The organism is Pseudonocardia sp. MH-G8, assembly GCF_002262885.1.
Lineage (GTDB): Bacteria > Actinomycetota > Actinomycetes > Mycobacteriales > Pseudonocardiaceae > Pseudonocardia.
Genome location: NZ_NKYF01000006.1, coordinates 153,393 through 167,832 on the forward strand (window position 1 = coordinate 153,393; position 14,440 = coordinate 167,832).

A 14,440-nucleotide genomic window follows, 5' to 3' on the forward strand; every position below is an offset into this window, starting at 1 on the left:
CCATACCCCGGACGCCAGGGGGCCGACCGCGAGTCGGCCCCCTGGCGTTCAGGTCGGCGGCGTCAGCTGCAGCCGCTGGTGGAGCCGCAGCCCTCGCACAGGTAGCAGGAGCCCGCGGGGCGCATCTTGGTGCCGCAGGTCATGCACAGCGGCGCGTCGGCGGCCTTGCCCAGTCGCAGCTCCAGCAGCTCGGTGGAGCTGCCGACCTCGACCGGAGCAGCCGCGGCACCGACCGGCTCCTCCTTCTCCGCGGCGGGCGCGGCGTCGACCGAGGAGCGCAGGGCCTCCATGTCCACGTCGCTGGTGCCGTAGTCGGTGCTCGCCACCTGCGCCGTGCGCTCCTCCGCCGAGAAGATGCCCAGCTGGGTGCGCTTCTCGTAGGGCAGGTGGTCGAGCGCGAGCCTGCGGAACAGGTAGTCGAGCACGCTCGTGGCGATCCGGACGTCCGGGTCGTCGGTCATGCCCGCCGGCTCGAACCGCAGGTTCGAGAACTTCGAGACGTAGAACTCCAGCGGGATGCCGTACTGCAGGCCCACCGAGATCGACATGGAGAACGCGTCCATCACGCCGGCCAGCGTGGAGCCCTGCTTGCCGAGCTTGACGAAGATCTCGCCGAGACCGTTGTCGGGGTACGAACCCGCCGTGAGGTAACCCTCGGCACCGCCGACGGTGAACGAGACCGTCTCGCTCGGGCGCTTCTTCGGCAGGCGCTTGCGCACCGGCCGGGCCTCCACGGGGGCCGCCGCCTCGACGGTGGCCGTGTCCGCCTTCCTGGCCTCCTTGCCCACCGACAGCGGCTGCCCGACCTTGCAGTTGTCGCGGTAGATCGCGAGCGCCTTGAGCCCGAGCCGCCAGCCCTCGAGGTAGATCCGCTCGACGTCCTCGACGGCGGCCGCCTCCGGCATGTTCACCGTCTTGGAGATCGCGCCGGACAGGAACGGCTGCACCGCCGCCATCATCCGCACGTGCCCCATGGGTGCGATGGACCGCTCACCCATGGCGCAGTCGAACACCTCGTAGTGCTCCGGGTGCAGACCAGGGGCGTCGATGACGTGGCCGTGCTCGGCGATGTACTCGACGATCGCCTCGACCTGCTCGGCCTGGTACCCCAGCTTCACGAGCGCGCGCGGCACCGTCTGGTTGACGATCTGCATCGATCCGCCACCGACGAGCTTCTTGAACTTCACCAACGCCAGGTCGGGCTCGATGCCGGTGGTGTCGCAGTCCATCATCAGGCCGATCGTGCCCGTGGGGGCGAGCACCGAGGCTTGGGCGTTGCGCCAGCCGTTGCGGTCACCGATCGCGAGGCACTCCTTCCACGCGAGCGTGGCCAGCTTGTGCACCGGGCCGCTCGCCGGGAAGGTGCGCACGTCGTCGTTGGCCGCGGCGTGCTTGCGCATCACGCGCTGGTGCGCGTCGGCGTTGCGGGCGTAGCCCTCGTACGGGCCGACGACGCCGGCCAGCTCGGCCGAGCGCTTGTAGGCGGCACCGGTCATCAGCGACGTGATCGCCCCGGCCAGCGCCTGGCCGCCCTCGGAGTCGTAGGCGTGCCCGGTGGCCATCAGCAGCGCGCCGAGGTTGGCGTAACCGATGCCCAGCTGGCGGAACTTGCGCGTGGTGTCGGCGATCGGGTCCGTCGGGAAGTCGGCGAAGCAGATCGAGATGTCCATCGCGGTGATGACCAGCTCGACGGCCTTGCGGAACCGCGCGCCGTCGAACATGCCGTCGTCGCCGAGGAACTTCAGCAGGTTCAGCGAGGCGAGGTTGCAGCTGGAGTTGTCCAGGTGCATGTACTCCGAGCAAGGGTTGGACGCGGAGATCCGGCCCGACTCGGGACAGGTGTGCCAGTCGTTGATGACGCCGTCGTACTGGATGCCGGGGTCGGCGCACTCCCACGCCGCCTGCGCGATGGTGCGGAACAGCTTCCGCGCGCCGACGCGCTCGATGACCTCACCGGTCATCCGGCCGCGCAGCCCGAAGTCGGTGTCGTCCTCCACGGCGCGCATGAACTCGTCGGTGACGCGCACCGAGTTGTTGGCGTTCTGGTACTGCACCGAGGTGATGTCCGAGCCACCGAGGTCCATGTCGAAGCCCGCGTCGCGCAGCACGCGGATCTTCGCCTCCTCCTTGGACTTGGTGGCGACGAACTCCTCGATGTCGGGGTGGTCGACGTCGAGCACCACCATCTTGGCCGCCCGACGGGTGGCACCGCCGGACTTGATGGTGCCCGCGCTCGCGTCGGCGCCGCGCATGAACGACACCGGCCCGGAGGCGGTGCCGCCCGAGGACAGCAGCTCCTTCGAGGAGCGGATGCGGGAGAGGTTGAGGCCGGCACCGGAGCCGCCCTTGAAGATCAGCCCCTCTTCGCGGTACCAGTTGAGGATCGACTCCATCGTGTCGTCGACCGACAGGATGAAACACGCGCTGACCTGCTGCGGGCTCGACGTGCCGACGTTGAACCACACCGGCGAGTTGAAGCTGAACACCTGGTGCAGCAGCATCCAGGTGAGCTCGTGGGCGAAGACCTCGGCGTCCTGCTCGGTGGCGAAGTAGCCGTTCTCGACCCCTGCGCGGTGGTAGACGCCCACCACGCGGTCGATCAGCTGGCGCAGGCTGGACTCGCGCTGCGGCGACGCGGCGGCGCCCCGGAAGTACTTGCTGGTGACGATGTTCGTGGCGTTGATCGACCAGAAGTCCGGGAACTCGACGCCACGCTGCTCGAAGTTGACCGTGCCGTCGCGCCAGTTCGTCATGACGACGTCGCGGCGCTCCCAGGTGACCTCGTCGTAAGGGTGCACACCGGCGGTGGTGTACAGCCGCTCCACGGTGAGCCCGGCCTGCTTCCCCGCCTTGCCGGTGCTCCTCTTCCCTCGTCCGGTCGCGGTTCCGACGGTCTCGGTCATGCTCTCCCTCTCCTTGCGCGCGTCCCGGCGGGCTGGGGTCCGCCGGGGTCGCGGTGCTGCGGTGCGGCTGGTGCTGGCGGCTGTGGCGGATGTGCTCGTGCTCGTGCGGTGACCGTGCCGTCGCGGGCGGTGGACCGCCGGAACGGGGGCACGGCTCGACGCCGTGGGACGTCGATGGGTGACGCATGACGGGGATGTGGCGAGGGCCGGCACGTGCCGGACCGGTCGAGCGGGCGGACCGCTCAGCCCGGTGGGTCGGCCCCTGGTGGTCTGCGCAGGTCGGCGATCTCCTTCTCGAAGTCCTCGATGGAGGAGAACGAGCGGTAGACGCTGGCGAAGCGCAGGTAGGCCACCTCGTCGAGATCGCGGAGCGGGCCGAGGATGGCCAGGCCGACCTCGTGGCTGGGGATCTCGGCGGTGCCGCCTGCGCGGACGGCCTCCTCCACCCGGTGGGCGAGCTGCTGGAGCGCGTCCTCGTCGACCGGCCGCCCCTGGCAGGCCCTGCGCACGCCGCTGACGACCTTCTCGCGGCTGAACGGCTCGGTGACACCACTGCGCTTCACCACGGCGAGCACGGGCTCCTCGACCGTCGTGAACCGCCGGCCACATGCCGCACAGGACCTCCTGCGGCGCGTGGCCTGGCCGTCGTCGACCTCCCGGGAGTCGATCACCCGGCAGTCCGAGTGGCGGCAGAACGGGCAGCGCATCGGCACCATCCCCCTCCTGCTGAACCCCACCTCTAGACGAACAACAGGAGTGTAACCACAAGATGTGGGGCTAGGGAAAGCAGGACACCCCAATCGGTGCGGTATGTCGTCCGAACGGGACGAACACCACGAGAGCGCCCGGCCACGGGCGCGCAGTGTCAGTCGGAGGTCACTCTCAGCACCTGCCCGGGGCCCGGCGACACCGGAGTGAGGGAGCCCTCGGTGACGATCCGCTCGATCGGGGCGACCCGCTCGGAGACCTCGGCGGCCCGCGACGCGGCCGCGGCGTCGGCCAGCAGACCGAGGCCCACCACCACGAGCGCGGCCCCCACCGTGACGGCCAGCCCGGCCAGTGCCCGACGGACCCGCAGGAGCGCCCCACCCGTGGGCAGGACGGCGAGCGGGCGCCGGACGAGCACCCGCATCCCCGGCTCCGGACGCCGCGCCGGCCGGGACCGGCGCACCCGCGGCCGTTCGGCTTCCGCGGGCCGCACCGCGACGGGCACCACGCCCGGCCGGACGGGGCGGGGCCCGCGCGCGCGCCGACGCGGTGCGTGCCGCCGCTCCCCTGCCCGCCGGTATCGGACCGGCCGCCCGCTCACCTCGTGCTCGTGCATGTCGCCGCCTCCGCTTCTCCCGCTTGGCGCGAGCCAGAACAAGTGTTCGAACGTCTGTGCGGATGTCTACCACCACGGTCCGACAGAATCGAGAAACGCGGGCGTGTCGTTCGAACATGTGTTTGGCGACGAGCACGATCGGGGCTACCGTCGTCCGCAACGAGGCGTGGGTGCCCTCATCCCGGCATCCCGCCCACCGCAGCGGGCGGCCGGCGCCGCCCACGACGAGGAGGCGCGAGCAGATGGCACGGGACGAGCCCGGCACCGGAACCGACCACGAGGCCGGAGCCGACACCCCGGACGCTACGCGCGGGAGTTCCGTCACGACGGCGCGGGTGAGCACGTTCCCCGACCCGCCCACCGCGCCCGCCGGGCTCACCCCCCGGCAGCGCAAGGTCCTCGAGGTGATCCGCGACTGGGTCGAGCGGTTCGGCTACCCGCCGAGCGTGCGGGAGATCGGCGACGCCGTCGGTCTGACGTCCACCTCCTCGGTGCACCACCAGCTGCGCACCCTGGAGCGGAAGGGCTACCTGCGCCGCGACCCCAACCGCACCCGCGCCGTCGACGTCCGCGGGCCGGAGGAGGTCACCGACGCGCCCGCGGCGGCCGTCGCCGGCACCGAGGACACCGCGGGCGACGAACTGCGACCCGCCCCCGCCTTCGTCCCACTGCTGGGCAACATCGCCGCCGGTGGCCCGATCCTGGCCGAGCAGGCCGTCGAGAGCGTGTTCCCGCTCCCCCGCGAGATCGTCGGCGAGGGCACCCTGTTCCTGCTGAACGTCCGCGGTGACTCGATGGTCGAGGCGGCCATCACCGACGGCGACTGGGTCGTCGTGCGCCAGCAGCCGGTGGCCGAGAACGGCGAGATCGTCGCCGCGATGATCGACGGCGAGGCCACGGTCAAGACCCTCAAGCGCCGCGACGGGCGGATCTGGCTCATGCCGGCCAACCCCGCCTACGACCCGATCGCCGGCGACGACGCCACGATCCTCGGCCGCGTGGTGGCGGTGATGCGGCGGCTCTGAGGCCGGCGATGATCGCCGCATCGGTGCAGTGCCGGCCACATCCGGCCGTTTCCGCACCCATCTGGTGATGTTCACCCCGATGCGCGGGTCAGCGTCGGCGGCCTCGCAGTGTGGCCGCCGCGCTCAGCAGGAGCAGCGCCCCCACCACCGCCACGCCACCGAGCGCCGCGGGCAACCAGCTCGGCGGGCCGGGGTCGGGGGCCTGCACGGTGCCGGACGGGGCGGGGCCCGAGGTGTCGACGGGCCGCGCTCCCACAGGGGTCGGCGCCCCGGCCAGCGCGGTGGCCTCGGGGACGGTACGGATCTCGCCGAGCACGCCGCCACGGGTCTCGGAGCCCGAGAGCAGGGTGCCGTCGGCGTCGAACGCGATCGCTTCGCCCTGCGGCTCGTCCGGCAGGGGCACGCGCACGGGTGTCTCGTTGAGGGCGCCGACGAGGTCGCCGTCCTGCACCGGGAAGAGCCAGGCGTCGGTGTAGGTGCGCAGCGCGACCACCGTGCCGTCGGCGCTCATGGCCGCGCCGGTGACCACGCGGGACCCGATGCCGCCCACCGGACCGCCGAGGGTGTCCGACGCCGGCAGCGCCAGCTCCCCGACGCGCAGCAGCGGGGTGGGTCCGACGCCCTCCGGCGGGTCGGCGGTGCGGTAGAGGCCTGCGGGCCGCCCGACCTCCTTCGTCACGACGAACGGCCGGCCGCTCGCGTCCACCAGCAGCGCCTCCGCGTCGTGCGGGCCGTCGGGATAGGTCAGCCGGTGCAGGCGGGCGTCGCCGCGCTCGGGCAGCACGACCACGGCCACGGTGTCGCGCCCGCGTTCGTTGTCGCCGGTGTCGCCCACCCAGAGGGCGCCGTCCGGGCCGACGGCGAGGTCCTCGGCGTCGTACGGGTCGATGTCGGAGGTGCGGCTGTCGAGGACGGCGCAGGAGGACCGGTCGAGCCGGTGGATCTGCACCCGGCGGCCGCCGTCGCCCATCGCCCACAGCTCGTCGTCGTGCACGACCATGCCGGACAGCTCGTCGAGCCGGGCGTCGTCCACCGCGCACTCCGGCGAGGGCGCGGGCACTCCGGCGAGTGCGGCGCCGAACGCCAGGACCACCAGCGATCGGATCAGTGCGCGGCGCCGTTCTCCTCGGGAGCACCCACCATCGCGTACGGGAGCACCGCGGTGGCGAGCTCGGCGCCGACGCGGGCGCGCATCCGGGTGCCCTCGGGTGTGTGGTCCTCGCTGAGCACCTCACCCTCGCCGTGCACGCGCGCGACGAGCGAGCCCTGCACATAGGGCAGCAGCAGGTCGACCTCGACCTCGGGAGTGGGCAGCAGCGTGGCGATCCGCTCGCGCAGCAGCCGGACACCGTGGCCGGCCCGGGCCGACACGAACACGGCCTCCGGCAGCAGGTGGCGTAGGCGGGCCAGCTGCAGGTCGCCCGCGGCGTCGGTCTTGTTGACCACGAGCAGCTCCTGCGGCATCCGCCCGTCGTGCTGATCGCCGATCTCGACGAGGACCTGCCGGACGGCCTTGATCTGGTCCTCCGGGAACGGGTCGGAGGCGTCGACGACGTGCACCAGCAGGTCGGCGTCGGCCGTCTCCTCCAGCGTGGAGCGGAAGGCCTCGACGAGCTGGTGGGGCAGGTGCCGCACGAACCCGACTGTGTCGGTGAGCGTGTAGGTGCGCCCGTCGGAGGTGGACGTGCGGCGCGTGGTGGGGTCGAGGGTGGCGAACAACGCGTCCTCGACGAGCACGCCCGCACCGGTGAGCGCGTTGAGCAGGCTCGACTTGCCGGCGTTGGTGTAGCCGACGATCGCGACCGACGGGACGTCGTTGCGCCGCCGCTCGCTGCGCTGGGTGGCGCGCACCTGCTTCATGCCGGAGATCTCGCGGCGCAGCTTGGCCATGCGGTTGCGGATGCGACGCCGGTCGAGCTCGATCTTGGTCTCACCGGGGCCACGGCCGCCGATCCCGACGCCGCCCGCGGCGCGGCCACCGACCTGGCGCGACAACGCCTCGCCCCACCCGCGCAGGCGCGGGAGCAGGTAGGACAGCTGGGCCAGCTCGACCTGCGCCTTGCCGTCCTTGGAGCGGGCGTGCTGGGCGAAGATGTCGAGGATCAGCGCGGTGCGGTCGATCACCTTGACCTTGAGCTTCTCCTCCAGCTGGCGCAGCTGGCCGGGCGAGAGCTCGCCATCGGCGATCACGGTGTCGGCGCCGGTGGCGAGCACGGCGGAGCGCAGCTCGTCGACCTTGCCCGCTCCGATGAAGGTGGCGGGGTCGGGACGGGGCCGACGCTGGACCAGGCCGTCGAGCACCTGCGAGCCCGCGGTCTCGGCGAGCCGGGCCAGCTCCGCGAGCGAGGCAGCGGCCTGCTCGGAACTGCCCTCGGTCCACACCCCGACGAGCACGACGCGCTCCAGGCGCAGCTGCCGGTACTCGACCTCGGTGACGTCGGTGAGCTCGGTGGAGAGCCCGGCGACGCGGCGCAGCGAGCTGCGCTCCTCGAGCTCGTAGTCACCCTGGGTGGCACGGAGCAGGTCGTCGGCTGCCGTCGAATCGGTGGGGGTGGACAGGGCGGGTTCAGTCATCGTGGAAGTCATGCTCCCACGTCAACGCTCCGGGCGTCGTGTCTGATTCCGCGCGTCGCCGACCGGTGCCCGGACGGGCACGGCCGGATGACCGGCACCGGCGCCGGCCACCACCTCCGCGGGGCCGGCGCCGGAACCCGGGTGTCACGTCACCTCGTCGTCGTTACCTCGTCGTCGCACCCCCGTGGTGGTCCACGGTGTTGCGGCGCCGCCCGCCGGGGCCGGTCAGGCCCAGCAGGCCCCATGGCGAGGCCGAGAGCGGACGCGGCCGCGGCCCGCTTGATCCTGGTGTTCATCTCTTCCTCCTGTACGGGGTCGGATGTCCAGCGGGTACCTGCCTGGCCTGCCCCTATGCGACCGCGCGTGACGCCAACCGGTCGGGTCGCGGCGCACCGCCCACTGCTTCACACGGTCAGCGCGCACACCCGTGTGTGGCCCCGCAGGGGGGTCCGGCGGGGAGTCACGCCCCCTCGGATCGCCCCGGGTACACCGACAGGTAGACGGCCACCTCCACGCCGCCGGGGACGTCCGGTCGTGCGGCGTACGTGTCGAGCACCGCGCCGAGCTCGGCCCGCAGCGCCGACGCGTCGGCGGGCGAGAGCCGGACGGCGAGCCTGCTCTGCTCGAGCGCGGCGACGCCGACCTCGGTGACCTCGTCCAGGTAGGCCTCGAGCATCGCCTCGGCGAGCGACGGGTCACCGCCTCCTTCCAGCGACCAGGACAGCCGCGTACCCCGGTAGGGGATCTCCCGGGAGCCGCGCGGCCCCCGCCGGGCCGGGAGCGCCTCCAGGAAGCCGTGGCGGACGAGGCGCCGGACGTGGTGCAGCGTGGTGGCCGGGTCGCGGTGCAGCCGCGCGGCGATCTGGGCGTTGGTCAGCGGCTCCTGCAGCGTCAGCCGGATGATCCGCAGCCGGACGGCCGAGGCCAGGGTGGCGGCCTCCGCCTCGGTGGCGGGCCTGCGACGCTCGACGCTCATCCGGGCAGCCTAGTGATTGACGCTTTCCAATCAGTGGGCCAGGCTCGACGCATGAGCCTGTGGCGCCACCGCGACTTCATGCTGCTGTGGTCGGGTGAGACGTTCAGCCAGGTCGGCACGATGGTCGGTCACCTCGCACTGCCCCTGCTCGCCGCCACCGCGCTCGGCGCGTCGCCCTGGGAGATGGGGCTGCTCGTCGCGGCCGAACGCGCCGGGTTCCTGCTGGTGGGCCTGCCGGCCGGGGTGGTCGTGGACCGGCTGCCGCGGCGGCCGGTGATGATCGCGGCCGACCTGGTGCGGTTCGTGCTGTTCGCGAGCATCCCGGTGACCTGGTGGCTCGGGCACCTGACCTTCGGGCAGCTGATCACCGTCGCGCTGCTCGGCGGGCTCGCCACCGTGTTCTTCGACGTCGGCTACCAGTCGGTGCTGCCCGCTGTCGTCGGCCGCGGCGGGCTCGTCGAGGGCAATACGAAGCTGGAATCGACGCGGGCCGCGGCCGAGGCAGCCGGGCCGGCGCTGGGCGGCGGGCTCGTGCAGCTCGTCGGCGCCGCGAGCGCGGTGCTGCTGGACGCGGCGAGCTACCTCGTCTCGGCTGCCTTCCTGCACCGGATGCGCACCGCAGAGGTCGTGGCGCCGCGCGACCCGGCACGCACCCTGCGCGCCGACATGGGCGAGGGCCTGCGCTACGTGCTCGGCCACCCGCTGCTGCGCCCGATCGCGCTGTGCACGGGGACGGCGAACCTGTTCGGGGGCGTCCTCGCCGCCGTCTCCGTGCTGTTCCTCGCGGGCGAGCTCGGGCTGGCGGCGGGGACGGTCGGGCTGGTGCTGGCCGCCGGCAGCGTCGGCGGGGTGCTCGGTGCGCTCACGGCCGGTCGCTGGGTCGGCCGGTTCGGGCAGGGACGGACGCTCGTGGCGGCGCTGCTCGTGACGGGGCCGATCGCCCTGGTGATCCCGCTGACGACGCCCGGCGCGGGCCTGGTCTGGTTCGCGGTGGGCACGTTCGCCGTGGCCTACGGCGGCGTCGTCTACAACGTGGCGCAGGTCAGCTTCCGCCAGACGGTCTGCCCGGACCGGCTGCTGGGCCGGATGAACGCGAGCATCCGCTTCCTGGTGTGGGGGACGATCCCGTTCGGCGGCCTGCTCGGCGGAGCGCTCGGTGAGCTGCTGGGCCTGCGCGCCACGCTGCTCGTGGCGGGCGTCGGCACGGTGCTCGCCCCGCTGTGGCTGCTGGCCTCACCACTGCGCCGCCTGCGCGACCTCCCGACGGGCGTGCCGGGCTGAACGCACTCAGGCGGCGCCGGCCCACCACTCGGGAGTGAGCGCGCCGTGCGCCACGAGGACGGCCGGACCGTGCAGGACCGTGGTGGTGTCGGTGACGGTGACCCGCAGCCGCCCGCCGGGCGTGCGCACCGCGACCTCGCCGGTGTGGCGGCCTGCGTGGCGCAGCGCGGCGACCACGGCCGCCACGGTGCCCGTACCGCACGAGCGGGTCTCTCCCACGCCGCGCTCGTGCACCCGCATGCTGACCCCACCGGCGTCGAGCGGGGTCAGGAACTCGACGTTCACGCCGTGCGGGAACACGGCCGGGTCGTGGCCGGGTGGGCGGGTGAGGTCGAGGTCGTCGATCGCGAGGTCGGTGACGCACGCCAGGTGCGGGTTGCCGACGTCGACGGCGACGCCCGCGAACGCGTGCCCGTCCACGCTCGCCGTGCTCAGCGCCCCGACGGCGGCCGCGCCCATGTCGACGGAGACCTCGTCGCCTGCGACGCGCACCGTGCGCACGCCACCACGGGTGCCCAGCCGGAAGCCGTCCCCGGGCAGCCAGCCGGCGTGCTCGAGGTAGCGGGCATAGACGCGCACACCGTTGCCGCACATCTCCGCGACGCTGCCGTCGGCGTTGCGGTAGTCCATGAACCACTCGACCCCGGGTACCGGCTCCGGCCCGTCGCGGAGCGCCTCCCAGCGGACGACGCGCAGCACGCCGTCGGCGCCGATCCCGCGCCTGCGGTCGCAGAGCGCGGCGACCCGCCCGGGCGTCAGGTCGAGCACGCCGTCGGGGTCGGGGAGCAGGACGAAGTCGTTCTCCGTGCCGTGCCCCTTGCTGAAGTGGACCTCGCCGGAACGCACCTCACGAGCCTACGTGGCGCAGCGCGTCGGCGATCAGCTCACCGCAGCCGGCATCCAGCCACCGGATCCGGGGGTCCCGCCGGAACCACGACCGCTGGCGGCGGACGAACCGGCGCGTGGCCCGGACCGTCTCGGCGGCCGCGGCACCCAGGTCGCCGTCCCCGTCCAGGGCGGCGAGCACCTGCTGGTAGCCGAGCGCACGGGAGGCGGTGCGCCCCTCGGCCAGCCCCCGGGCCTGCAGGACGCGGGTCTCGTCGACGAGGCCGGCGGCGAACATCCGGGCCACCCGCCGCGCCACCCGCTCGTCGAGCTCTCCCGTGGGCCGGTCGACACCGAGCAGCACCGCGTCGTAGCGGGGCGCGCCGCCGGTGGGCAGCCGTGCCGGGAAGGGCCGGCCGGTCAGGGCGATCACCTCCAGCGCGCGCACGATCCGGCGCCCGTTGCTGGGCAGCACCGCCTCCGCCGCGGCCGGGTCGACCGCGGCGAGCCGCGCGTGCAGGGCCGCGGGGCCGTGCTCGGCCAGCTCCGCCTCGAGCTCGGCGCGCAGGGCCGGGTCGGTGCCCGGGAACTCCAGCTCGTCCAGGACGGCCTGCACGTACAGCCCCGAGCCACCCACCAGCACCGGCGTCCGGCCCGCGGTGAGCAACCGCTCCACCACCGCCCGCGCGTCGCGCTGGTAGGCGGCCACCGAGGCTGCCTCGGTGACGTCGAGGACGTCCAGCAGGTGGTGCGGCACGCCCGCCCGCTCGGCGGGGCCGAGCTTCGCGGTGCCGATGTCCATGCCGCGGTAGAGCTGCATCGCGTCGGCGTTGACGACCTCGCCGTGCAACGCCGCGGCCAGCGCGATCCCCAGGTCGGACTTGCCGGTGGCGGTGGGTCCGACGACGGCGACGAGGCGGGTCACGGCTGCGGCGCCCGGTCGGCCGCGGTGAGATCTGCGACCCGCGACACCGGCTCGGGAACGAGCAACGGCACCTCGGGGAGCACGGCGACCGTCGAGAGCACGCAGCGCAGCGTAGAGGGCACGGCGCGGGTGGGGATCACGGCGCGGGAGGCGCATTCGGCGGGCCGTCCGACGTGCGGCTCGCCGCCGCGGACCGCCCGTCCGCGGCCCGGCGCCCGTCCGGGCTGTTCCGGTCCGACCGCCGAGCTGTTTGAATCGCGGGACGGCCGCCGGTTCCGGGTGAACCGGCGACGGCCGACGTGCACGGCCCCGCCCCCGGGCGGGGCGCCCGCCGCCGCCGGCGGGCCGGAGCGAGGAGGACGACCGTGTCGGAGCATCAGGGGAGCGCAAGGCCGGAGCCGGTCGGGGACCGGGCGACGGACCAGCAGCGGCACACCACGGCGCAGGCGCACGGCGCAGGCGCGGGATCCGAACCGGGTGCCGGTGTGGAGGTCGACGCCACCGCTCCCGCCTTCGGCGGGGACAGCCCGGTGCACCCGGCCACGCAGACGGCGGCCGACGCCCCGTCCGGCGCCACCCCCGCCGACGGCACGAGCCAGGACCCGGGCCCGACGCCGGACGACCCGCCGCAGCAGACCGGACCGGCCACCGACCCCGCCGCAACGGAGGCTGCCCTGCCGGCCGATCCGCCGGCCGCTGCCGGCACCACGGACGGCCCCTCCTCCAGCCAGGCTGCTCCCGGGCCGTCCGGCGCCGACGGGGCGGGCCCGGCCGCCGCCGTGCAGTCGGCGTCCGAGCCGTCCGCCACGGAAGCCGCCCTGCCCGCCGAGGGCGCGGCAGCCACACCTGGACAGACCGCCGCGCCCACCGACGGCCCTGTCACCGCGCCCACCGACGGCCCTGCCGTCGACCCCGCAGACCGCGCCGCCGTCCCGGCCGACGGCCCCGGCGGTGCCCCCGCACCCGCTGGGCACGCGGCACCCGCGGGCCCGCCCGCCGCGCCCGTCCCCGGGCCGCCGCGACCGGGTCGTCCGCCGGTCCCCGGCCCGCCGCCCGGACCGCGACCGGGTCCCCCGCGCCCCGCGCCGCCGCCCGCGGCCGCCCGGCCCGAGTCGACGCCCGCCCCGGCCCCCGAGCCGGTGACCCACACCTCCCCCGTCCCGGAGGCGAGCGCCGACCCCGGCCGGTGGGGCCGCGTGGACGCCGAGGGCACCATCTACGTGCGCACCGCCGACGGTGAGCGGGTCGTGGGCTCCTGGCAGGCGGGCGCGCCGGAGGAAGGGCTCGCGCACTTCGCCCGCCGGTTCGACGACATGCTCACCGAGGTGGAGCTGCTGATCACCCGGCTCGCCACCGGCGGCGCCGACCCGAAGCACACCCTGAGCGGCGCGAAGGCGCTGCGTGACGGGCTCGACGAGGCCACCGTCGTCGGTGACCTGGTCGGCATCCGCAGCCGCCTGGACGAGCTGGTCACCGCGGCCGACGACGCCATCGGGGTGGCGCGGTCGGCTCGCGAGGCCCAGCGCACCGAGGCCATCGCCCGCAAGGAGGAGCTCGCAGCCGAGGCGGAGACCCTCGCCGCCGAGGCCACGCAGTGGAAGCAGGCGGGCGACCGGTTCAAGTCGATCCTCGACGAGTGGCGCACCATCCGCGGCATCGACCGCAAGACCGACGAGCAGCTGTGGAAGCGGTTCTCCAAGGCTCGGGAGTCGTTCAACCGCAGGCGCGGTTCCCACTTCGCCGACCTGGACCGTCAGCGGTCCACCGCGAAGGCCCGCAAGGAGGAGCTGGTCCTCGAGGCCGAGAAGATCAGCGACTCCGAGGACTGGGGTCCCACCGCCGCGCGCTTCCGCGACCTCATGACCGAGTGGAAGGCGGCCGGCCGGGCCCAGAAGGACTCCGACGACGCCCTCTGGCAGCGCTTCCGCACCGCCCAGGACACCTTCTTCGCCCGCCGGTCCGACACCTTCGCGGAGCGCGACGCCGAGTTCGCGGCGAACGCCGAGGCCAAGAAGGCCCTGCTCGTCGAGGCCGAGAAGATCGACCCCACCGACCCGACCGCCGCACGGGCCGCCCTGCGCGCGGTCCAGGAGCGGTGGGAGGAGATCGGGAAGGTCCCGCGCGACGAGATCCGTCCGCTCGAGGGCAGGTTGCGCGCGGTGGAGGAGAAGGTGCGCGAAGCCGCCGACCGGCAGTGGCGGCGCAGCGACCCGGAGGCCGAGGCGCGCGTGGAGCAGTTCCGCGAGCGCGTGGCCCAGTTCGAGGCACAGGCCGAGAAGGCCCGTGCCGCCGGCGACGCCCGCCGGGCGGAACAGGCCCAGAACCAGGCCGACCAGTGGCGCGAGTGGCTCTCCACCGCGGAGCAGGCGGTGCAGCACCGCTGAGCACCTCCGGGGGGGTGGGTGAACCACTGCATGATCACCGGACGGGTGCACCGGCGGCGGTCCGTCGCCGCTGGTGCACCCATCCGGCGATCACCCGCTCGGGAGGGGCGGTCACAGGGCCCGCAGACGCCGCAGGTGCCCGGTCGCGGCGTCGCCCGCAGGCCGTGATCGTCGGACAGGTGCAGAACCGGCGTCATATCGCCGTCCGTGCACCGACCCGGCG

Annotated in this window: 11 protein-coding genes; 3 read left to right on the top strand and 8 right to left on the bottom strand. The window is 74.1% G+C overall.

All coding sequences use genetic code 11. The features are described 5' to 3' along the window. Window positions 1-62: 62 nt before the first annotated feature. The 3 genes from CFP66_RS16865 to CFP66_RS16875 form a co-directional block, all read right to left on the bottom strand. The gene (locus tag CFP66_RS16865) at window positions 63-2,903 is read right to left on the bottom strand and encodes a vitamin B12-dependent ribonucleotide reductase (RefSeq protein ID WP_094925112.1); all 2,841 of its coding nucleotides are present in this window, start codon (window positions 2,901-2,903) and stop codon (window positions 63-65) included. A 242-nt stretch (window positions 2,904-3,145) separates the two neighbouring features. Next, window positions 3,146-3,610, bottom strand: a complete 465-nt coding sequence (nrdR, locus tag CFP66_RS16870; RefSeq protein ID WP_094925541.1) for a transcriptional regulator NrdR — start codon at window positions 3,608-3,610, stop codon at window positions 3,146-3,148. A gap of 158 nt (window positions 3,611-3,768) precedes the next feature. After that, window positions 3,769-4,227 carry a hypothetical protein gene (locus tag CFP66_RS16875; protein WP_094925115.1) on the bottom strand — a complete coding sequence of 153 codons (459 nt, stop codon included), beginning with the start codon at window positions 4,225-4,227 and terminating at the stop codon, window positions 3,769-3,771. 242 nt (window positions 4,228-4,469) lie between these two features. Between CFP66_RS16875 and lexA the strand changes: the two genes are divergently transcribed. Next, window positions 4,470-5,252 (top strand): transcriptional repressor LexA, encoded by a 783-nt coding sequence (gene lexA, locus CFP66_RS16880; RefSeq protein WP_094925118.1) that lies wholly within the window; start codon window positions 4,470-4,472, stop codon window positions 5,250-5,252. An 88-nt stretch (window positions 5,253-5,340) separates the two neighbouring features. On the opposite strand, the gene CFP66_RS16885 is transcribed toward lexA, so the two are convergent. The 3 genes from CFP66_RS16885 to CFP66_RS16895 all read right to left on the bottom strand — a co-directional run bounded on the left by CFP66_RS16885 (window position 5,341) and on the right by CFP66_RS16895 (window position 8,802). Then, a complete protein-coding gene (locus CFP66_RS16885; protein WP_094925121.1) occupies window positions 5,341-6,345 on the bottom strand; it encodes a hypothetical protein in 1,005 nt (334 codons plus the stop codon). Window positions 6,346-6,356: 11 nt separating this feature from the next. After that, window positions 6,357-7,826 (bottom strand): GTPase HflX, encoded by a 1,470-nt coding sequence (gene hflX, locus CFP66_RS16890; RefSeq protein WP_094925124.1) that lies wholly within the window; start codon window positions 7,824-7,826, stop codon window positions 6,357-6,359. Between the two features lie 460 nt (window positions 7,827-8,286). Then, window positions 8,287-8,802 carry a transcriptional regulator gene (locus tag CFP66_RS16895; protein WP_094925126.1) on the bottom strand — a complete coding sequence of 172 codons (516 nt, stop codon included), beginning with the start codon at window positions 8,800-8,802 and terminating at the stop codon, window positions 8,287-8,289. Window positions 8,803-8,853: 51 nt separating this feature from the next. Between CFP66_RS16895 and CFP66_RS16900 the strand changes: the two genes are divergently transcribed. Next, window positions 8,854-10,083, top strand: coding sequence for an MFS transporter (locus tag CFP66_RS16900; RefSeq protein ID WP_094925128.1), 1,230 nt, complete (start codon window positions 8,854-8,856; stop codon window positions 10,081-10,083). Between the two features lie 6 nt (window positions 10,084-10,089). Here the strand turns inward: CFP66_RS16900 and dapF are convergent, their stop codons facing one another. Then, the gene (gene dapF, locus CFP66_RS16905; protein ID WP_094925130.1) at window positions 10,090-10,929 is read right to left on the bottom strand and encodes a diaminopimelate epimerase; all 840 of its coding nucleotides are present in this window, start codon (window positions 10,927-10,929) and stop codon (window positions 10,090-10,092) included. 1 nt (window position 10,930) lies between these two features. Further along, window positions 10,931-11,833: a tRNA (adenosine(37)-N6)-dimethylallyltransferase MiaA gene (gene miaA, locus CFP66_RS16910; protein WP_233159489.1), complete on the bottom strand. Its 903-nt coding sequence runs from the start codon at window positions 11,831-11,833 to the stop codon at window positions 10,931-10,933. Between the two features lie 1,139 nt (window positions 11,834-12,972). Here miaA and CFP66_RS16915 point away from each other — a divergent pair. After that, window positions 12,973-14,217 carry a DUF349 domain-containing protein gene (locus tag CFP66_RS16915; protein WP_369805095.1) on the top strand — a complete coding sequence of 415 codons (1,245 nt, stop codon included), beginning with the start codon at window positions 12,973-12,975 and terminating at the stop codon, window positions 14,215-14,217. Window positions 14,218-14,440: the final 223 nt, after the last annotated feature.